Below are 19914 nucleotides of genomic sequence, written 5' to 3' on the forward strand. Positions count from 1 at the left end.
CATGACGCGCGCCCCGTTTCTGGCCCCGTCCTGGGCCCCGCCGTTGCTCGCGCTGCAATTCCTGACGCGGGTGCCCGTGCCGGTGCTCGCGCGGCTGTCGGGGGAGCAAGCCGCCGATGGCCTCGCGCGCGCGATGGCGTGGTTGCCGCCGGTGGGGTCGCTGGTCGGGCTGGTGACCGCGGGGGTGTTCGCGGGCGCGGGTGCGGTGTGGCCGCCGGTCGTGGCTGCGGTGCTGGCGCTGATGGTCGAGGGTCTGCTGACCGGCGCGTTCCACGAGGATGCGGTCGCCGATTTCTGCGATGCGTTCGGCGGCACCGCGCGGGGCGAGACCGCGCTGCGGATCATGAAGGACAGCCGGATCGGGAGTTACGGGACGCTCGGGCTCGGGCTGGCGGTGGCGCTGCGGCTTGCGGCGATCGTCGCGCTCCCGGCGGGACTCGCGGTCGCGGCGATCGTTGCCGCCGCCACGATGGGGCGGCTGTGGGCGGTGGTGCTCGCAGGGGTCGTTGCGCCGGTGCGCGGCGACGGGATGGCGGTGCGCGCGGGGAAGGTGCCGCGCGGGCGGGTGCTGCTGGCGGTGGTCTTGGCGTTGCCGGGGGTTGTTCCGCTGGTGCTGCTGCGCCCGGTGTCGATGCTGGCATGCGGGATCGTCGGCTTGGTGTTCCTGCTCTGGCTGGCCGCTTTTCTGCGGCGGCGGATCGGCGGGAGTACCGGCGACTGCCTCGGGTTCGCGGCTTATGTCGGGCAGCTCGTCGTGCTGCTCGCGGCGGCGGCGCCGTGAGCGGGACGGTGCTGCTGGTGCGGCATCCGCCGGTCGCGCTGGCGTGGCGCAAGCGCTGCTATGGGCGCTCCGACATGGGGTGGAGCCGCGCGGGTCTGGCGATGGCGCGGGGGCTGGCGGAGGAACTGTCGGCGGTGCGGATCGATGCGATCGTTCATTCCGGGGCACTGCGGACGGCGCGGCTGGCCGCGATGATCGCACCGCGGAGCGGGGTTCCGGTGCAGGCTGACACGGGTTGGCTGGAGCGCGACTTCGGGACGTGGGAGGGCCGGACGTGGCATGCGATCTGGCGCGAGACCGGGGATCTGATGGACCGGATGATGACTGATCCGGCGGGGTTTCGTCCGGGTGGGGGCGAGACCGGGCTTGATCTCTCGGAACGGGCCTGCGCGGCGTGGGGGCGGTTGCCGGGTTCCGGAACCACGCTGGTGGTTGCGCATGGTGGGCCGATCGCGGCGGTGCGGGCTTGGCAGGCGGGGGAACCGCTTGAGGCGATGGTTGGGTTTATTCCGGCGTGCGGGGATGTGGTGGAGGTTTTGCGGGACTGACTCTTAGCCCCTCCCCTTCAGGGGAGGGGTTGGGGTGGGGAAGTGTCTCACCGAGAACGCGCTCTGCTAGACTTCCCCACCCCAACCCCTCCCCTGAAGGGGAGGGGCTTTGAGGTTTTGCATGGCCTTCACCCCTTCCGTCCCCGACGCACGGCGATCCCGCTCGGCATCACAAACGACGGATGATCGAGCATCCGGATAACGGGCTGGCGAGAGTTCACAACACTCTAGCCCCTCCCCTTCAGGGGAGGGGTTGGGGTGGGGCAGTTCAGCAAACCTTGCCTCTCTGCGAGGCACTGCCCCACCCCCAACCCCTCCCCTGAAGGGGAGGGGCTTCAGGAAAAAGCACGCCACCTCTCAAAGCAGCCCCTACCCCGCGCTCCCGCCGCGCACGACCGTCCCGCCCTTCATCACGAACGACGGACGCTCGAGCGTCCGGATATCCGCCAGCGGATCGCCGTCCACCGCGATCAGATCGCCGTAGCGCCCCGCCGCAATCGCGCCGACGTCGGCGGTGCGGTCGAGCGCTTGTGCCGCGCTGCTCGTCGCGGACTGGATCGCTTCCATCGGGGTCATCCCCCATTCGACCATCTTGGCGAACTGGAGCGCGTTGTTGCCGTTGGGATAGACGCCCGCATCCGTCCCGAACAGCATCTTGACCCCCGCCGCATGCGCCGCGCGGAAGGTCTGGCGCTGTTTCAGGCCGATCGCGCGTTCCTTGTCGAGGCTCTCCTGGAACACGCCGTTCTTCGCGCCTTCGCCGAGGATATAGTCGTCGTCATAGATATCCATGTCGAACCACGCGCCATGTTCCTTGGCGAGCTTGAACGAGGTCGCGTCGGCAAGGCTTGCATGTTCGATCGTGTCGACCCCGGCGCGCAGCGCGACGTTGATCCCCTCGGTGCCGTGCGCATGGACCGCGACGCGCATCCCGAGCATGTGCGCTTCGTCGACGATCGCCTTGATCTCCTCATAACTCAACTGCTGTGCGCCAACCGAGTCGGTCTTGGACAGCACGCCGCCGGTCATGCAGACCTTGACCACCTGCGCGCCATATTTGCGGATCGTGCGGACCGCCGCGCGAAAGCCCTCGGGCGAATTGGCGATCTGTGGTGCCGGCACCGTGATCGAGGGCGGGAATTCGGTCGCGTCGCAATGCCCGCCGGTCACGCCGAGCGCATAGGTTGCGGGGACGATCCGCGGGCCCGGGATCTCGCCGCGCTCGATCCCCTGCTTGATCCCGACGTCGGCATAGCCGCTCGAGCCGACGTTGCGCACCGTGGTGAACCCGGCATCCAACGTCTTGCGCGCATTGGCAACGCCGATCACTGTCCAGTAGCTGTCGGTGAACTCGAGCCCGCGATAGCCGCTGAGCGTCGGGTCGCTGGTCAGATGGACGTGCATGTCGATCAGCCCCGGGAGCACCGTGCGGTTGCCGAGATCGATCCGCTCCGCGCCTGCCGGAATGGCGTCGCCGCGCTTGCCGACCGTGGTAATCCGCCCGTCGACGATCACGATCTGCGCATCGTCGACACGCTTGCCGCCGAGCACGTCGATCATGTGCGCGGCGGTGACGACGACGGTCTTGGCGGACGCGGGCGCGGCCCCCGCCGCCGCAGCCAGAACGACCGCGACGGACAGGCAGAGATTGAAACGCATGCAGCAGTCTTTCCGGAAAAGGGAAGGGATCAGAACTTGGCCCCGGCGCGGATGCCGATCGTCCGCGGGGTGTTGGTGACGATATACGGCCGTTGCCCGCAGCTTCCGCACTCCTGGAAGCGCGACAATTGCGCGCGCTCATCAAACGCGTTTTGCGCAAACAGCTCAAGGGTATAGCCCGAGAAATCCGCGCCGATCGCGAAATTGGCGGTGGTGTAGGCGGCAAGCCGTCCCTGCAGCGCGGCCGGATTGACGGTGTCGCCCGTCCCCGTCTGGAGGATCGCGGTGCGGATATCGGACGAGGCCGAACTCTGGTGCGTCACGAGCGCCTGGACATAGGCCTTCGCGGTCCCGACCGGCTTTGTGTAGCGCGCGTTTCCGCTGATCTTGAAGCGCGGCGTCACCGGCAGGCGAGTCCCCGCGGGCGCGCTGATGAAGTTGCCGGTGCCGGTACAGGTGAAGGTCGGCTCGTTGATCGCGCACAGGTTTCGCCGCGTCTTGGCGTCGGTGTAGGAGCCTGCCGCGGTCAGCGCGAGACCACCGCGCGACAGCGTGACGTCCGATTCCACGCCCCGGATCCGCGCATCCGGCCCGTTCTGGATCTCGGTGAAGCTGTTCTGCCCGAGGAAGGCGAACTGGAACCCCTTCCAGTCCTGCTGATAGACCGCGCCGTTGAAGCGGATCAGCCCGTCGAGCAGCGTCGTCTTCCAGCCGACTTCATAATTGATCAGCGTGTCCGCGGCATAGGGCGCGACCGTCGCGCGCCGGTTGATCCCGCCCGGGCGGAAGCCCTTGGAAACGGTGCCGTACACCATCACCTTGTCGATCGGCTTCCACGTCGCGTTGAAGCGATAGGTCGCGCCCTGCCCGTCGATCTTGCGCGGCGAGAGCGCCCCGCTCGCATATTGCGCGAGGTTGGTACACGGGCTTCCGGCGACCGCCGCCGGAAGCAGCGTGCCGGTGGGATTGTCGCGCACCACCTGCCCGGTCGTGGTGTAGCAGCCGGCGACCCCGGTCTTCGAGCTGCCCGCGGCATTATACGGCGGCCCGTTGAAATCGCGCCCGAACCCGAAGAAGCCGATCAGCGAATTGTCGAAGATATAGGCGCGCCCCCCGGCGGTCAGCGTCAGGCGCGGGAGCAGGTCGAAGCTCGCCTCCCCGAACACCGCGTAATCCTTGTCGACGCGGTGCTGCTCGGTAAGCCAGAGCGTTCCCGGATGCCCGTTGACCGACAACGTATCGGCTAGGCCCGCCACCTGATAATCCTGGTGGATCGCGTTGCTTTGCCGCTGGTAGAAGGCGCCAGCGACGACGCGGAAGCGCTCGTCCTGCGGCGAGGCGACGCGCAGTTCCTGGCTGGTCTTCTTGAAATGGTCGGTGCCGATGATGTGCTGACGCGAATCAATCTGCTGGCCGGCATTGTTCTGGAAATAGAAATAGCCCGCGATCCCGCCGACCGAGGAATAGAGCGAGTCATATGCCTCGGCATAATCAGTATAATCGGAGGACTGGGTGTCGCGCCGGTCGAAATAGGCGCCGGCATAGGTCACGTCCCAATTGCCGACCTTGCCCTGGATCGTCAGCGCCGCCTGGACGTAGCGGTCGCGGCGATATTCGGGGAAGAAGTGCTGGACCTGCAGGTCGCCGACCTTGGGATCGTAGCCGAAGCTGCCGTGGTTGCGCTGTTCCTGGTACAGCACCGTCGGCGTGACGGTCCAATTGTCGTCGAGATCGATCTTGAGCGCGGCGCGGCCGCCCCAGATGTCCGAATCGTTGTAATTCTTCTCGACGAACGCGGCGTTGTTGGCGGTGATCCCGCCGGTGAAGCTGCGCGTGCCGGGGACGTTGTCGATATAGCCTGCGTCATGCTGGTAGAAACCGACGACGCGCAAGGCGGCTTGCGTCGACAGCGGGATGTTGAGCATCCCCTCGATCCGGCCGCCCTGCCCGCCCGACTTGACCGTGTTCGCCTCGGCATCGACGCGGCCGTAGAAGCTCGAAACGTCAGGCTTGTTGGTGATGATGCGGATCGTCCCCGCCTCGGACGACGCGCCGTACAGCGTGCCCTGCGGCCCGGCGAGACTCTCGATCCGCGCGACGTCGTAGATATGGATGTCCGGCGTGCCGCCGATCGTCGTGACCGGCTGTTCGTCGAGATAGACGCCGACCGAGGGCAGCGAGCCCGAATGGTTGCCGTCGCCGCCGCTCGCGACGCCGCGCATGTAGATCGTCGTCACGCCCGGCTGCGAGCTCTGGAACGCGACCGAGGGAAGGAGCTGCGAATAATCCGCGAAGCTGGTGACGTTGAGCTGGTCGAGCTTGCGCGTGCCGAGCGCCTGGATGCTGATCGGCACGTTCTGGATATTCTCGTCGCGCTTCTGCGCGGTGACGATGATGTCGCTTTGCTCGTCGGGTGCAGGCGTCGTGGTCGCAGGGGCCGCTGCGGTCTGCGCGATCGCCGGACAGGCAGTGACGGCGCTCGACACCATCAAGGCCACGAACAGCGAACGACGCTTCGAAATGTGCATGCAGACCCCCCAGTCAGAAATTATGTTGCGAAGCTGCACGGGTGGTGGCGCGTGGTCAATATGACAGTTTACCTACGAAACGTTCGCAGGTGCAGCGTGACAGTTTTGCAACGCAGCGAATTCAGCCGAAGCGCGGCACCTCGGGGTAGCAGTCCACGACGTCGCCCAGCGCGGTGCGCAGCGCGCCCAGATACGGATCGAACGCGTGCCACGCGCGCGTCCCTTCCTGGAAGATCGGCTTGCGTACCTGTTCCGAGCTTGCGGTCCGTACCGAGCGCTGGGTTTCGTGAAACGCGAGGCACGCGGGGTCGAAGTCCAGCCCGCAGGCTGCAAGCAGCGCGCGGACTTCCGCTTCGGTATCCCCCACCATCCGTTCGTACACGACACGGTGGATCCGGCCGGGAAACGCGTCGTCGACATGCGCCATCAACCGGACGTAATCGCGGTAATAGCGCCCCATGTCGTCGAGCGCGTAACTGAACGCCTGCCCGCGGGCAAAATGCTGTTTGAAGTTCGAAAAGCAGCAACCAAGCGGGTGGCGCCGCGCATCGATGATCTTGGCGTTGGGCAAAATTGCCAGGATCAGCGGCACATGCGCCCAGTTGTTGGGCAGCTTGTCGATGAAGAACGGGCGGTCGGTCCGCCGCTGCACCGCCGCGCGGTCGAGATACGCCGCCCCGATCCGGCGCAAGGCCGCAGGATCGAGCGACGCCACCCCCGCCGGATAGTCCGCCACCTGACGCGCGAGCGCAGGGATGTCGGGCAGCTCCGACGTGCCCTCGACCAGCGGATGGCTCGACAGGATCTGTTCGACCAGCGTCGATCCTGCGCGCGGCATGCCGAGGATGAAGATCGGGTCGGGCGCGGCGCAGCCCTGCCCCGCACGCGCCGCGAAGAACGCCGCGTCGAAGGTCGCGATGCTGCGGTCGACGAAGGCAGTGGTCTCATCCGCGTCGTAGACGAGCTTGGTCCGCCGCAACGCATTCCCCGCCGCATAATGGCCGAACGCCGCATCCGCCGCGCCGCGATCCTCGCACGCCTTGCCCAGCGCGAAATCGAGGTGGAAATGATCCTCGTCGCTCAGGTCCTCCTGCGCGAGCGCCGCCTGCATCGTCGCGATGTCGGCGTCGGTGAACACCAGCGTCTTGAGGTTGGCGAGGCTCCACCATGCTTCACCAAGACTGGGCGTGATCGCGACAGCGCGGCGGTACGCGGCGATCCCGTCCGCCTGCCGGCCGACCGTCTTGAGCATATGGCCGTAGCTCATCCACACGCGCGGCTGGTCGGGCGCGGTCCTGAGCACGGTCTCGTACAGCGTGATCGCATCGTCGAATCCGCCGACCCGCCCCAGCGCCGCGGCCTTGAGGTTGGCGTGCCCGGCATGGTCGGGCTCCTCCTCGAGCAATGCGTCGAGTTCGGCGATCGCCTCCATCGGGCGGTTGAGCCGGTACAGCACGATCGCAAGGTTCGCGCGCGCCGCGTGGAAGGCGGGCGACACTTCCAGCGCACGCCGCAGCAACGTCTCGGCATCCTTGTACCGCCCGATCCGCCCGGCGAGTTCCGCCAGCATCCGCATCGCCGCCGCATCGAACGGGTCCGCCTTCAGATGCGCGCGGAGCAACGGCTCCGCATCCGACAGGCGGTTGTCGTGGAGCGCGAGCGCCGCCTCCATCAACCGGGGATGCCAGCGGGGCGTGGCGACAGGAGGCAGGGAGGCGGACAGCATCACCCCCACACAGACCATGATGCTGCGCCGCGATCAAGCGGCCTGCCTCACTCCGCGAGCGGTGAGGTATCGAACCGCGCGAGCAGGTCGGCGACGTCGTCGTACAGCGCGATCGCCCCCGCCGCGCGCAACGCGGCGTCATCGAACCCGCCCGAGCGCAGCGCGACCGTGCGGATTCCGCATTTTGTCGCCGCCTCGACGTCGAACGGCGTGTCGCCGACGACGATCGTCGCGGCGGCGTCGACCGGCGCGACCTTGCGCAGCGCCGCCGCGAAAATGTCGCCCGCAGGCTTGGACGTCGCGGCATCGTCGATCGTCGTCCGCGCGTCGATCACCCGCTTGATCCCGAGCTGCTTGACGTAATGATCGACCTCATGCGCATCGGCGGACGAGGCGAGCACGACACGGCAGCCGCTGGCATGAACGTGTTCCAGCAACGCGGCGGCTTGCGGAAAAGGCTCGACCGCGCCGAGATGGCGCTGCTTGAACACTTTGCCGTGGCGGTCGGACAGGGCCTTGACGGTCTTCTCCGGGGTTCCCGGCAGCAGCGTGGGGACGAGCATGTCGCCGCCCTTGCCGATCTGCCCCCGGATCGCCGCGCGATCGACGATGAAGCCGTGCGCGCGGAACGCGGTGTCCCAGGCGTCGACATGGAGGTCGTTGCTGTCGACCAGCGTCCCGTCGACGTCGAAGAACACTGCCTCCACCCGGCGCGCGCGCTTCCGCCCGCTCCACGCAAGCGCAGCGGTGCCAGCGACGAGCAGCGCGCCTTCCCAGCCGCGACCGCGTCGCAGCAACGCGAGGCCAACCGTCGCGGCAGCCGAAGTCTTCCAGCCGACCTTCGGCAAGCCGGCCACTGCCGCCGCCCGCCCGCCCGCAATTCCGCCGGCGGCACCCTGCCAGGACGAAACGCGTCCCGGCTTGTCTCCCGTCGCGGTGCCAACCGTCTCAGGCGTATCGGCGACATGATCCGCCACCCACGCGCCCCGGTCCCCCTGCGCTTCGGGCGGAGCAGCCGTCGTGTCCTGCTCGGTCTGGTGCTCGAGCTCCGAGTTGAGCTCGGCGCCGAACAGCAGGATGTAGCTCGAGAGGTACAGCCACGTCAGCGTCACCACGACCGCGCCGAGCGAGCCATAGGTCGCGTTGTAATTGCCGAATTGCGCGACATAGATCCCGAAGCCGATCGTCAGCAGCAGCCACGACAGCGCGGCGAAGATCGACCCCGGCGTCAGCCACGACCAGCGCGCGTGCCGCCGCGACGGGCCATAGCGGTACAACGTCGCCGCCGCCGCCGCGCCCACCAGGGTCAGCAGCAGGTAGACCGCGATCTTCCCCAGCACGACGACGAAATCGGGCGCGTTCGGGAACAGCGTGCCGAGATAACCGAGCGCCGCGATCGCGACGAGCGCAAGCATCGCGCCGATCACCGCCGCCGCGGTGATTCCGATCGCGAGCAGATTGACCCAGAAGAAGTTGCGCTTCTCGGTTTCCTCATAAGCGACATTGAGCGCGGTGATCACCGCGCCCGCACCGTTGCGCGCGCCGAACAAGGCGAGCGCGAGTGCCAGCAAGAGGCCAAAGCCCTTCTTGCCGTCGGAGGTCTGGACGACGCTCATCAACTGCTCGCCGATCAGCTTGGCGACATCCTTCGGCATGATCGAGGTCAGCTCGGTCATGTCGTGGACGACGGTCGCGGGGTCGGCGGCGAGGCCGTACACCAGCACGATCGCGCCGAGCATCGGAACGATTGCGAGAAAACCGTAGAAGGCGACGCCCGCAGCGATCAGCCCGATATTGTCGGCACCCGTCTCGGCCCATGTCCGCTTGAGCACCGCGATCCACGCCGCGCGCGGCATCTGCCACGGGCTGTCCGCATTTTTCCCCTGATCGTCCACACACGCCCCGATTTGCTGCGGCCCCGCAACACGGACCATGTCGGTGAACCCACGGCCGACGTGGCCGTTCCGGGCATTCGGGTTGATGGACATCAGGTGGGAGCGGGCACGACCGCCGAATGTCACAGCGCAGAAACAAAATGACGCGCGACCGTAATGAAATTTGATCCATTTCCCTCCCGACGGCGTTTGTCGGGCGAAAGGGAGAGAATTCGCCTGATGTCTCGTTCCGATGCGCATTCTGCGATTGCAGACGCCCCCCCTTTGCCGCGAAATCGACCAACAGTCGCGAACCCGCGGGCGGGCATGGTCGCGGTGTGCGTTCCGGTCCGCAACGAAGCGGTGCTGTTGCCCCGTTTGCTCGACGCGCTCGCACGCCAGCAGCGCGCCGGATCGTTCGTGCTGTGCGTGGTCTTCGACGCCTGTACCGACGACAGCGCAGCGGTGGTCGCGGCGCGTTGCGCGGCATTGCCGTACGCAGTCGTCACGCAGGTGCTCCCGCCGAACACCGCCCCCAACGCAGGCCGCGCGCGGGCGGCGGCGATGGCGCTCGGGCTGGCGACGGTCGGCGAGACGGGTGTGCTCCTGTCGACCGACGCGGACTCGGTCCCGGCGACGGACTGGATCGCCAGCAATATCGAAGCGCTCGACCTGGCCGACATCGCAGCCGGGCTGATCGTCCGCAGCGGCGGTGCGGCCAGCCCGGTTCAGGACCGGATCGAGGCCTATTATGACGGGCTCGCCCGGTTGCGCCGGTTGCTCGATCCCGTCCCATGGGAAAACGGAGCACCGCATCATTATACGAGCGCCGCGAGCCTTGGCTGTTCGGGTGCCACCTACCTGCGTCTGGGCGGATTCGCAGCAGTGGCGGCGGGCGAGGATGCGCGGCTGGTCGATCAGGCCTATCGCCTCGGGCTACGCGTTCGGCGCGACTGCGCGATCCGGGTCGAAACCTCGACGCGGCGCGACGGGCGCGCGCGGGGCGGATTGGCGGACCATCTCCGCGATCTCGACCAATCCGGGGGCGGTTCGGCGCGAATGGCGCATCCGGAGGACGTCGCGTGGCGCTATGCCCGGCACGCGGTCGCGCGGGCAGCGTGGCCGGTGACCGCTGCTGGTGCCGGGGTGCTGGCGGAAGCCCTGTGCTGCGGCCATGACCATATCCACGAGGCTGCGGCGGATGCGGAAACCGCCGAGGCGTTCGCGATCCGCGTCGTGCCCGATGTTCCCGGCGGCGAACGGCTGGTCGACCTCGCCACCGCCGAAGCCGCGCTGGCGACGCTCCTGCTCCAGCATCAAGGCGTTGCCGCATGACTCTCGCGCCCGATCCGCTCGACACGCTGCTCGCTTCCGCGCGGGCCGAAGCGTGGTCGATGGCGGAGACGTTACGCGCCTTGCATGGCCTGCTCCCGGTACGCGGCGATCCGCGGGACGCCGCCGAGCTGCTGACCCTGTTGCGGATGCTGTACCGGATCGGGCGGCACGACCTGCCGCTCGCGCGGTTGTTCGAGGGGCATGTCGACGCGCTTCAGATCATCGGGCGCTATGACGACCAGGCGGAGTCGGTGCTGGCGACCGCTGCCGATGGCGGGCTGTTCGGCGTGTGGAACGCCGCGATCCCCGACGAACCGCTCCGCGTCGCCGGTACGCGGCTCGAGGGCGGCAAGAGTTTCGCGTCGGGTTCCGGGATCCTCAGCCATGCGCTTGCCGGCGCGGATACGCCCGAGGGGCATCGGCTCGTGCTGATCGATCTCGCCGCCTCCGCGCCCGAGATCGATCGCGACTGGTGGAACGTCGTGGGGATGGAACGGTCGCAGACGCATGTGGTGCGCTGGCATGGCGCGGACTCCGCGAGCTTCCGCACGATCGGCGCTCCGGGCGATTATGCGCGCGAGCCGTATTTCAGCGGGGGTGCCTTGCGGTTCGTCGCGTGCCATGCCGGTGGAGTCGCAGCGCTGTTCGATCATGTCCGCGCGCATCTCGTCGCGACCGGTCGGACGGGCGACCCGCACCAGCTCGGGCGACTCGCGGACCTCTACGGCGCGGCCGACGCCGCCGCCGCTGCGGTCCGGTCGACCGCCGGACACTGGGGTGAAGCCGGGTTCATCGAGCGTGTCGCGGCGGCGCGGCTCGCGGTCGCTGCTGCGGCTGAACGCGCACTCTTGCTCGCGCAACAGGCGGTCGGGCTGTCGGGAATGTTCGTCGCGCATCCGCTGTCGGCGGCGATGACCGACCTGATGGTGTATCTGCGCCAGCCCGCCCCCGATGCGCAGCGGATGCGGGTCGGCACCGCAGCGGTCGATGCCGTGCTGGTCCCCACGTTGTGAAGCCGCTTTCGCTCGACCGGGTGCGCAGCGCGTTGATCGTCGCGCCGCATCCCGACGACGAGGCGATCGGCGCGTTCGGGTTGATCTCGCGGTTGCGACGGCGCGGGGCGCGGGTCCGCGTGGTGATCGCGACCGATGGCGCGGGGTCGCACCCCAACAGCCTGCGCTGGCCGCGCGCACGCCTGGTCGCGCAGCGACGGCGCGAGACTCGCGCGGTGCTGGCGCGGATTGGGGTCGCGGCGCGCGACGTGCGGTTTCTCGGGCTGCCCGATGGCGGGATGACCGCTGGCGGCACGATGGTGCGGGCGACGCTGGCGCGGGCGCTCGCGCAGGGACGCGGGCACGACCTGCTCGTCATCCCCGCGCAGGACGACGATCATCCCGATCACCGGATCGTCGCTGCGGTCGCGGCGGACTGCCCGGCGGTGCGGCGGCTCGAATATCTCGTCTGGCCCAACCGCCAGATTCGCGCGCGTCCGGCGACGCACCGGCTGGCGCTCGGTCCGTCGGGTGCGGCGAAGCGGGGCGCGATCCTGCGCTATTACAGCCAGTTCGGGATGATCGACGACGATCCGACCGGGTTCACCATCTCGCGCGGCGAGCTTGCCGCCTTCGCGCATCCGGTCGAACGCTATCGCGCGATGGCGCGATGAAGCCGATCGATCTCGCCGGGTTCGAGCAGAAATTTGCGAGCGACGCGGACCCGTGGAGCACCTTCACCAATCGCGACGAGGCGCACAAGCGCGGCGCGATCCTCCACGGCCTCGGGTCGGGACCGATCGGGCGGGTGCTGGAGCTGGCGGCGGGCAACGGTTCCAACAGCGTCGCGCTCGCGCATCGTGCCTTGCGGCTCGATGCGACCGAAGGCGCGGAGAGCGGGGTCGAACTGGTGCGTCGCGCGGTGGGGGCTGATCGCCATGTGCAAGTCCGGCGGCTGGTGCTGCCGGGACGCTTCCCGGCGGCGCGCTACGACGCGGTGGTGGTCGCCGAGGTGCTATATTATCTGTCGCCCCGCGCGCTGCGGCAGGTCGCGCGCGATGTCGCCGCCTCGCTGCGGAGCGGCGGGCGGCTGGTGCTCGCGCATCACCGCGTCGATTATCCCGATTTCGTCCAGCATGCCGCGCACATCCATGCCCGCTTCCTCGCCGCGACCGGCGTGCGCTGGCGTGGCGTCGGCGATACCCGCACCGGCCGGTGGCGCGTGCAATCCTATGAACGTCGATAAACCATGACCCAGAACGCCCCCCTTCGCATCGCCATGCTCGCGCCGATCGCGTGGCGCACCCCGCCGCACCATTATGGCCCGTGGGAATTGAGCACGAGCGTGCTGACCGAGGCGCTGGTCGCGCGCGGCGTCGACGTCACGCTGTTCGCGACGCTGGACAGCGCAACCGCGGGGACGCTCGCAGGCGTAGTGCCGCGGCCGTATAACGATGCCCCCGGGATCGACGCCAAGGTCTGGGAGATGCGCCACGTCGCGCATGTCATGGAACAAGCGGATGCGTTCGACATCATCCACAACCAGGCGGATTTCGTCCCGCTCGCGTTCAGCCGGATGATCCGCACCCCGATCGTGACGACGCTCCACGGCATGCCGTCCAAGCGGATCCTGCCGATGCTCGAGGAATATCAGCACGACGTCGACTATGTCGCGATCAGCGCGACCGACCGCAGCCCGGTCTTGCGCTACGCCGCGACGATCCCGCACGGGATCGTCGTCGAGGCGTTCCCGTTCGGCGCGACACCAGTGCGCGAACTCCTGTTCTTCGGGCGGATCCATCCCGACAAGGGGACCGCGGTCGCGATCGCGGTCGCGCGCGCCGCGGGGATCCCGCTGCACATCGCCGGGATCGTCCAGGACGAGCGCTATTTCGAGGAAGAGGTCCGCCCGCACATCGACGGCGTCACCGTGCGCTATTCGGGTGCGCTCGGGGGCACGGAACGGCTGTCCGCACTCGGATCGGCGATGGCGCTCCTCCACCTGATCGATTTCGAGGAGCCGTTCGGGCTGTCGGTGGTCGAGGCGCTGGCCTGCGGAACCCCGGTGATCGCGTTCCGACGCGGGTCGATGCCCGACATCGTCCGCGACGGCGTGACCGGCTTCGTCGTCGACACCCCCGAACAGGCGGTCGCGGCGATCGACCGGGTTGCCGGGATCGACCGGCACGCGTGCCGCGCCGATGTGATCACGCGCTTCTCCGCGGACCGGATGGCGGCGGACTATCACGCGCTGTACGCGGACGTGCTCTCGCGCCGCACGGTAAGGTCGCGGAACGGCTAGCTTACCAGCTGAAGGCTACCGTCCCCTGCACCGTGCGGCGGTTGCCGTACCAGCACCAGGCGTAATCGAGGTAACCGGTCGACACATACTTCTTGTCGAACAGGTTCGCCGCGTTGATCGCGAACAAAGTAAATTGTACCGCGCCCGTTACGCAACCGGCCCGGAATCGCCATACGATCCCGGGCCGGTTTAATGTTTCTTTACGAAGGCGTCAGCCGTCGAGCGACCGTCGGAACGTCTCGGGCAGGAACACCAGCCCGACCACTGCGGTCACCGCGCAGGCGAGGATCGGGTACCACAGCCCGTAATAGATATCCCCGGTCGCGGCGACCATCGCGAAGGCGATCGTCGGGAGGAACCCACCGAACCAGCCGTTGCCGATATGATAGGGCAACGACATCGACGTGTAGCGGATCCGCGTCGGGAACAGCTCGACCAGCAACGCCGCGATCGGGCCGTAGACCATCGTCACGTACAGCACGAGGACGACGAGGATCGCGACGACGAGCGGCTTGTTGATCTGCGCAGGATTCGCCTTTTCGGGATAGCCGACCTTGGTCAGCGCGGCCTTCACCTCGCCGCCGAACACCTTGATCGCGGCGGCGCGGGCAGGCCCGGTCACCTTGGCCGGATCGACCACCGGGATCGTGGCGGTACCGATCTTGATCTGCGCGACGGTTCCCGCCGGTGCCACGACGTTGGCGTAGGAAATGCCCGCCTTCGCCAGATACGATTTGGCGATGTCGCACGAGCTGCTGTCGAACTTGTTCTTGCCGACGGGGTCGAACTGGACCGAGCATTCCGCCGGGTTCGCGACGACCGCGACCGGTGACGATGCCTGTGCCGCATACAAAGCAGGGTTTGCCGCCTGCGACAGCGCGTGGAACAGCGGCATATAGGTCAGCGCGGCGAGCGCGCAGCCCGACAGGATGATCCACTTGCGCCCGATCCGGTCCGACAGCCAGCCGAAGAAGATGAACCCGGGCGTCGCGATCAACAGGGCAAGCGCGATCAGAATGTTGGTGGTCGGCCCGTCGACGCGCAGGTTCTTCTCGAGGAAGAACAAGGCGTAAAACTGGCTGGTGTAGAAGACGACGCCCTGCCCGACGACCGCGCCGAACAAGGCGATCAGCACGATCTTGAGGTTGCCCCATTTGGCGAACGCCTCGGTCAGCGGGGCCTTGGAGGTCTTGCCCTCCTCCTTCATCTTCTGGAAGACAGGGCTTTCCTCGAGCTGCATCCGGATCCACAACGACACCGCGAGCAGCGCGATCGAGACGATGAACGGGATCCGCCAGCCCCAAGACGCGAACGCTGCCTCGCCGACCGCGGTGCGGACGCCGATCACGATCAGCAGCGCGGCGAACAGGCCGAGCGACGCGGTCGTCTGGATGAAGCTGGTGAACAGCCCGCGCTTCTTCTGCGGCGCATGTTCCGCGACATAGGTCGCCGCCCCGCCATATTCGCCGCCGAGCGCGAGGCCCTGCAACAGGCGCAGCGCGACCAGCATGATCGGCGCGGCGACGCCGGCCGACGCGTAGCTCGGCAACAGCCCGACGAGGAAGGTCGACAGGCCCATGATCGCCATCGTGACGAGGAAGGTGTTCTTGCGCCCGACGACATCGCCGATCCGCCCGAACACGAGCGCCCCGAACGGCCGCACCGCAAACCCCGCCGCGAACGCCGCGAGCGCGAAGATGAACCCGGTCGTCTCGTTGACGCCAGAGAAGAACTGCGCGGTAATGATCGTCGCGAGCAGGCCGTACAGATAAAAGTCATACCATTCGAACACCGCACCCAAGGACGACGCGATGATGATCAGTGGCTGGCTTTGTTTCGTATGTCCTAGGGGCGAATCCCCGACCGTTGTAGCCATGACGGCATCCTCTCCATGTTCGTTTCTGTTTTTTAGAAGGAGTAACGTGCAGCGAGTTCGCCACGGTCAAGCTTGCCGACTTGCCCGTCAACCAGCTTGCGTTCGGCGTGGCGCAGTTCGATCCCGAGATCGACATGCTCGACCGGCGAGTAGAACAGGTTGGCCGACGCGCTCCACGCCGACTTGCTCGCGCCGACGGGGGTGCCGGCGGTGGCGTAATCGATCCCCTGCGCGCTGCCCATGAAGGTCGAGCGCAGCTTGCTCGTCCACCCCAGTTTCAGCGCGGCAAAGCCCGCGGTCAGGCTCGGCATGTAGAGCTGCGCACCCGCGGCCGGCACATAGACCGCGTCGGGCGCGAGGTTGAGCCCGACATAGCGACCGATCCCGACCCCATGCGTGACCATGAAGCGCAGGTCGGAGCGCGCCGCGGTGCCGAACGGCACCTTGCCCGCGAACGACACGCCCCAGCCGGTCGCATTGTCCTTGAACGTGCCGGTGTTGATCGTGAGCTTGCGCCCGATCCCGGCGAGCGACAATTCGCCGAAGCTCGCCTTGTAGTTGAGGCGTGCAGCCACGTCGGGCAGGCGATCGTCCGAATTCTCGACAATCGTCGCGGACGCGACGTTGGTCGAGGACGTCTCGGGGTTCTCGACCGCGACCGACAGCGCGAACGCGTCGCTCAGCTTGCGGGTATAGCGGACCTGCGCCTGGCGGACGAACACCGTGCCTTCCGATGGGCCGATGAAGTCGGTCGTCTCGGGCAGCGCGCCGATATATTGGAAGGTCGTCCATTCCTGCCCGAACAACCAGTTGTCGAAGGTGAAGAACGCGCGGCGCAGGCCCGGATTGTACCCGTTGACGACGCGCTGGTTGCCCTGCGTTCCCGGCACGACCTGGAAATCGAGCTCGACCAGGCCCTTCAGGCTGTGTCCGGCGAGCGGGGTCTCGGTCGCGAGCACGATTCGGGTCTGCTTGGCATGCGCCTCGACGCTGTTGCCCTCGTTGCGCCCGCCGACCGGGGTCATGCTGGGATAATAGAAATCGCGCCCGACCGATTCGGGGGCGATGTTGCCACCGCTGTAGCGGCTGACCGAGGCCCAGGTCTTGATGAAGCCGTTGAGCTTGACCGTCGTCCCCGCAACCTTGAAGCCATCGGTCGGGCCTGCGCCCTTGCCGGTGGGCTTCGCTTCGGCGACCGCGGTCGGCGCGGTCGGGCCGCCGGGGACTGCGGTCGGTGCGGTCTGTTGCGTCGCCGCGAGTGCGGCCGGCGGCGTGGTGGGCGTCGCCGCCGGGGCGGTGGTGGTGGTGGCGGCGGTCGCGCGCGCCGCGTTCAGTTCGCCGCGCAGATCCTGCACCGCGGCTTCGAGGGCCTTCAGCCGGGCCTCGAGTTCGAGTTCATGCGCCGTCTGCGCGTGCGCCGCGCCCGGGACGACCCCGGCCAGGGCGGTTCCCAGCAGCAACGTCGTCCATACCGATCGTGTCATCCTTAACTCCCTGCTTCTCCAGCGGTCTTTGGCGCGGATGTCAGCGCCAGGACCATGAGGGATCGCGCCCTAACATCCATCCCTGACCTTGGTGAGGGGTGTTCGTGCGATTGCGACACGTTAGAATGCCGCGAAAAGGAGAGTCCGATGACCGAGGCCAGCTATCCCGTCCCCGCCGCATGGGCGAAGGACGCGCTGATCGATGCCGCAGCGTATGACCGGATGTACGCCGAAGCCGCGCACGACCCCGATACCTTCTGGGCACGTGAGGCCAAGCGACTCGACTGGATTACGCCCCCGACCAAGATCAAGGACACGTCGTTCGACGAGGCCGATTTCCACATCCGCTGGTTCGAGGACGGCGAGCTCAACGTCGCCGCCAATTGCGTCGACCGCCATGCGGACGCGCGCCCCGATGCGATCGCGATCCTGTGGGAAGGCGACGACCCCGCCGATTCGCGCAGCATCAGCTACGCCGCATTGCGCGACGAAGTGTCGAAGCTCGCCAATGCGCTGAAGGCGCGTGGCGTGCAGAAGGGCGACCGCGTCACGATCTATCTTCCGATGATTCCCGAGGCGGCGTTCGCGATGCTGGCGTGCGCGCGGATCGGCGCGATCCATTCGGTCGTGTTCGGCGGTTTCTCGCCCGACAGCCTGTGCAACCGGATCCACGATTGCGACAGCCGTCTCGTCATCACCGCCGACGAGGGGCTGCGCGGCGGCAAGACGATCCCGCTCAAGGCGAATGTCGATGCAGCGCTCACGCAGGGCGCGCTTGCCGTCGACACCGTCATCGTCGTCCGCCGCACCGGCGGTGCCGTCACGATGACCGAGGGTCGTGATTGCTGGTATCACGAGTGCGTCGCGGACCAGTCGACCGACTGCGCGCCCGAGACGATGAATGCGGAAGACCCGCTGTTCATCCTCTACACCAGCGGGTCGACCGGGCAGCCCAAGGGCGTGCTCCACACCGGCGGCGGCTATCTCGTCTGGGCGTCGATGACGCACCAATATGTGTTCGATTATCGCCCCGGCGACATCTTCTGGTGCGCCGCGGACGTTGGCTGGGTGACGGGCCACACCTATTCGCTGTACGGCGCGCTCGCCAATGGCGCGACGACCGTGATGTTCGAGGGCGTCCCCAATTATCCCGATCACAGCCGCTTCTGGCAGATCGTCGACAAGTATAAGGTCAACGTCCTCTATACAGCACCAACCGCGCTGCGCGCGCTGATGCGCGAGGGCGACGCATGGGTGAAGCGCACCAGCCGCGCCTCGCTGCGCCTGCTCGGGTCGGTCGGCGAGCCGATCAACCCCGAGGCGTGGAACTGGTATCACACCGTCGTCGGCGACGGGCGTTGCCCGATCGTCGACACCTGGTGGCAGACCGAGACCGGCGGGCACATGATCTCGCCGCTCCCCGGCGCGACCGCGCTCAAACCCGGCAGCGCGACCAAGCCGCTGTTCGGCGTGAAGCCCGAGCTGGTCGATGCCGACGGCAAGGTGCTCGAGGGCGCGGTCGAGGGCAATCTCGTGATCGCGGACAGCTGGCCGGGGCAGATGCGGACCGTGTGGAACGACCACGCGCGCTTCTTCCAGACCTATTTCTCGACCTATCCCGGCAAGTATTTCACCGGCGACGGCTGCCGCCGCGACGAAGACGGCTATTACTGGATCACCGGCCGGGTCGACGACGTCATCAACGTCAGCGGGCACCGGATGGGCACCGCCGAAGTCGAAAGTGCGCTCGTGGCACATTCAAAGGTCGCCGAGGCGGCGGTCGTCGGGATGCCGCACGACGTGAAGGGCCAGGGCATCTATGCCTATGTCACGCTCAACGCGAACGCCGAGCCGAGCGACGACCTGCGCAAGGAGCTGATCCAGTGGGTCCGCCGCGAAATCGGGCCGATCGCGACGCCGGACGTGCTGCAGTTCGCGCCCGGCCTGCCCAAGACGCGCTCGGGCAAGATCATGCGCCGGATCCTGCGCAAGATCGCGGAGAACCAGCTCGACGCGCTCGGCGACACCTCGACGCTCGCCGATCCGGCGGTCGTGGACGCGTTGATCGCGGGTCGCGTGGAGGCGTCGCTCGAACCGGCATGACGCGCGTATTGCCTGCAGCGGATGGCCGCACGATCCTGATCGCCGACGACCATCCGCTCTTCCGCCAGGCGCTCAAGCTCGCGGTCGCGCGCGCGGCACCCGATGCGGTCGTGATCGAGGCGGGGCAATTGGGCGAAGCCGCCGCCGCCGCGCGCGGGGCGGCGCGGCTCGACCTGATCCTGCTCGATCTGCGGATGCCGGGGTCGGAGGGGCTTGCCGGAGTCGCCTTGCTCCATGCCGAGCGGCCCGACACGCCGATCGTCGTCATCTCGTCCGCCGACGAAGCCGTTACCGCGCCGCGCGTGCGGGCGTATGGCGCGGTCGGGTTCGTCTCCAAGACCGCCGATCTCGCGACGCTCGAGGCCGCGGTCGCACGCGCGCTTGCGGGGGAACGCGATGCGCTCGGCGAAGCGCTCCCGAGCGACGCCGTCTCGAAACGCGTCGCAAGCCTGACGCCGACCGAGCTGAAGGTCCTGCTGGGCGTAATCGCGGGGCGGCTCAACAAGCAGGTGGCGTTCGACCTCGGCATCTCGGAGGGGACGGTGAAGGGGCACATGACCGCGATCCTGCGCAAACTAGGGGTTCAGAACCGCACGCAGGCGGTGCTCGCGGCGCGCGCGATGGACGTGGATTTCGCGGATTGATCCGGGCGGGTTCGCGCTTCTTAGCGGGTTCCCCGGCGGCGGCGTGACCTCTGCAAAAGTCG

The 19914-nt window shown here is 67.7% G+C and carries 16 protein-coding genes; 9 read left to right on the forward strand and 7 right to left on the reverse strand.

Annotated elements, in window-relative coordinates; all coding sequences use genetic code 11:
- Position 1 precedes the first annotated feature (1 nt).
- Positions 2-781 carry an adenosylcobinamide-GDP ribazoletransferase gene (locus tag RI03_RS18580; RefSeq protein WP_238542446.1) on the forward strand — a complete coding sequence of 260 codons (780 nt, stop codon included), beginning with the start codon at positions 2-4 and terminating at the stop codon, positions 779-781.
- Entirely contained in the window at positions 778-1329 is a 552-nt protein-coding gene (locus RI03_RS18585) for a histidine phosphatase family protein (protein WP_010219147.1), read from the forward strand. Before RI03_RS18580 ends, RI03_RS18585 begins: the two co-directional genes overlap by 4 nt.
- Before the next feature lie 369 nt (positions 1330-1698).
- Here the strand turns inward: RI03_RS18585 and RI03_RS18590 are convergent, their stop codons facing one another.
- The 4 genes from RI03_RS18590 to RI03_RS18605 all read right to left on the reverse strand — a co-directional run bounded on the left by RI03_RS18590 (position 1699) and on the right by RI03_RS18605 (position 9230).
- The gene (locus RI03_RS18590; RefSeq protein WP_010219148.1) at positions 1699-2988 is read right to left on the reverse strand and encodes a Xaa-Pro dipeptidase; all 1290 of its coding nucleotides are present in this window, start codon (positions 2986-2988) and stop codon (positions 1699-1701) included.
- Between the two features lie 29 nt (positions 2989-3017).
- Complete coding sequence (locus RI03_RS18595; protein ID WP_010219149.1) at positions 3018-5516, reverse strand: TonB-dependent receptor; 2499 nt, start codon at positions 5514-5516, stop codon at positions 3018-3020.
- 121 nt (positions 5517-5637) lie between these two features.
- On the reverse strand, positions 5638-7188 hold the full coding sequence (locus tag RI03_RS18600) for a tetratricopeptide repeat-containing sulfotransferase family protein (RefSeq protein WP_010219150.1): 1551 nt from the start codon (positions 7186-7188) through the stop codon (positions 5638-5640).
- Positions 7189-7289: 101 nt separating this feature from the next.
- Positions 7290-9230 carry a YhjD/YihY/BrkB family envelope integrity protein gene (locus tag RI03_RS18605; protein WP_010219151.1) on the reverse strand — a complete coding sequence of 647 codons (1941 nt, stop codon included), beginning with the start codon at positions 9228-9230 and terminating at the stop codon, positions 7290-7292.
- Positions 9231-9443: 213 nt separating this feature from the next.
- Between RI03_RS18605 and RI03_RS18610 the strand changes: the two genes are divergently transcribed.
- Genes RI03_RS18610 through RI03_RS18630 form a run of 5 tightly spaced genes read left to right on the forward strand, consistent with a single transcriptional unit; the run spans position 9444 to position 13745 of the window.
- Positions 9444-10451, forward strand: coding sequence for a glycosyltransferase (locus tag RI03_RS18610; RefSeq protein WP_010219152.1), 1008 nt, complete (start codon positions 9444-9446; stop codon positions 10449-10451).
- The gene (locus RI03_RS18615) at positions 10448-11464 is read left to right on the forward strand and encodes a hypothetical protein (RefSeq protein WP_010219153.1); all 1017 of its coding nucleotides are present in this window, start codon (positions 10448-10450) and stop codon (positions 11462-11464) included. The genes RI03_RS18610 and RI03_RS18615 overlap by 4 nt, the downstream gene beginning before the upstream one ends.
- Positions 11461-12117: a PIG-L deacetylase family protein gene (locus tag RI03_RS18620; protein ID WP_010219154.1), complete on the forward strand. Its 657-nt coding sequence runs from the start codon at positions 11461-11463 to the stop codon at positions 12115-12117. The genes RI03_RS18615 and RI03_RS18620 overlap by 4 nt, the downstream gene beginning before the upstream one ends.
- Entirely contained in the window at positions 12114-12689 is a 576-nt protein-coding gene (locus tag RI03_RS18625) for a class I SAM-dependent methyltransferase (RefSeq protein WP_010219156.1), read from the forward strand. The genes RI03_RS18620 and RI03_RS18625 overlap by 4 nt, the downstream gene beginning before the upstream one ends.
- Positions 12690-12692: 3 nt before the next feature.
- Positions 12693-13745 carry a glycosyltransferase family 4 protein gene (locus RI03_RS18630; protein ID WP_037515590.1) on the forward strand — a complete coding sequence of 351 codons (1053 nt, stop codon included), beginning with the start codon at positions 12693-12695 and terminating at the stop codon, positions 13743-13745.
- Position 13746: 1 nt separating this feature from the next.
- On the opposite strand, the gene RI03_RS25145 is transcribed toward RI03_RS18630, so the two are convergent.
- From RI03_RS25145 to RI03_RS18640, 3 genes are all read right to left on the reverse strand, one after another.
- Positions 13747-13872 (reverse strand): hydroxamate-type ferrisiderophore receptor, encoded by a 126-nt coding sequence (locus tag RI03_RS25145; RefSeq protein WP_010219158.1) that lies wholly within the window; start codon positions 13870-13872, stop codon positions 13747-13749.
- A gap of 84 nt (positions 13873-13956) precedes the next feature.
- Positions 13957-15621 (reverse strand): MFS transporter, encoded by a 1665-nt coding sequence (locus RI03_RS18635; protein ID WP_026046863.1) that lies wholly within the window; start codon positions 15619-15621, stop codon positions 13957-13959.
- Positions 15622-15653: 32 nt separating this feature from the next.
- Positions 15654-17105 (reverse strand): DcaP family trimeric outer membrane transporter, encoded by a 1452-nt coding sequence (locus RI03_RS18640; protein WP_238542447.1) that lies wholly within the window; start codon positions 17103-17105, stop codon positions 15654-15656.
- Between the two features lie 147 nt (positions 17106-17252).
- On the opposite strand from RI03_RS18640, the gene acs reads away from it, so the two are divergent.
- The gene (gene acs, locus RI03_RS18645) at positions 17253-19208 is read left to right on the forward strand and encodes an acetate--CoA ligase (protein ID WP_010219163.1); all 1956 of its coding nucleotides are present in this window, start codon (positions 17253-17255) and stop codon (positions 19206-19208) included.
- Complete coding sequence (locus RI03_RS18650) at positions 19205-19852, forward strand: response regulator transcription factor (protein ID WP_010219165.1); 648 nt, start codon at positions 19205-19207, stop codon at positions 19850-19852. Before acs ends, RI03_RS18650 begins: the two co-directional genes overlap by 4 nt.
- Positions 19853-19914 lie beyond the last annotated feature (62 nt).

The sequence above is a fragment of the Sphingomonas sp. PAMC 26621 genome (genome assembly GCF_000251145.1).
Lineage (GTDB): Bacteria > Pseudomonadota > Alphaproteobacteria > Sphingomonadales > Sphingomonadaceae > Sphingomonas.

Bases quoted from the DNA above. Each gene is read 5' to 3' on its own strand.
- RI03_RS18580 (WP_238542446.1), top strand. From the start codon at position 2: ATGACGCGCGCCCCGTTTCTGGCCCCGTCCTGGGCCCCGCCGTTGCTC.
- RI03_RS18590 (WP_010219148.1), bottom strand. From the start codon at position 2,988: ATGCGTTTCAATCTCTGCCTGTCCGTCGCGGTCGTTCTGGCTGCGGCG.
- RI03_RS18595 (WP_010219149.1), bottom strand. From the start codon at position 5,516: ATGCACATTTCGAAGCGTCGTTCGCTGTTCGTGGCCTTGATGGTGTCG.
- RI03_RS18600 (WP_010219150.1), bottom strand. From the start codon at position 7,188: ATGGAGGCGGCGCTCGCGCTCCACGACAACCGCCTGTCGGATGCGGAG.
- RI03_RS18605 (WP_010219151.1), bottom strand. From the start codon at position 9,230: ATGTCCATCAACCCGAATGCCCGGAACGGCCACGTCGGCCGTGGGTTC.
- RI03_RS18610 (WP_010219152.1), top strand. From the start codon at position 9,444: ATGGTCGCGGTGTGCGTTCCGGTCCGCAACGAAGCGGTGCTGTTGCCC.
- RI03_RS18615 (WP_010219153.1), top strand. From the start codon at position 10,448: ATGACTCTCGCGCCCGATCCGCTCGACACGCTGCTCGCTTCCGCGCGG.
- RI03_RS18625 (WP_010219156.1), top strand. From the start codon at position 12,114: ATGAAGCCGATCGATCTCGCCGGGTTCGAGCAGAAATTTGCGAGCGAC.
- RI03_RS18630 (WP_037515590.1), top strand. From the start codon at position 12,693: ATGACCCAGAACGCCCCCCTTCGCATCGCCATGCTCGCGCCGATCGCG.
- RI03_RS18635 (WP_026046863.1), bottom strand. From the start codon at position 15,621: ATGGCTACAACGGTCGGGGATTCGCCCCTAGGACATACGAAACAAAGC.
- RI03_RS18640 (WP_238542447.1), bottom strand. From the start codon at position 17,105: ATGACACGATCGGTATGGACGACGTTGCTGCTGGGAACCGCCCTGGCC.
- acs (WP_010219163.1), top strand. From the start codon at position 17,253: ATGACCGAGGCCAGCTATCCCGTCCCCGCCGCATGGGCGAAGGACGCG.
- RI03_RS18650 (WP_010219165.1), top strand. From the start codon at position 19,205: ATGACGCGCGTATTGCCTGCAGCGGATGGCCGCACGATCCTGATCGCC.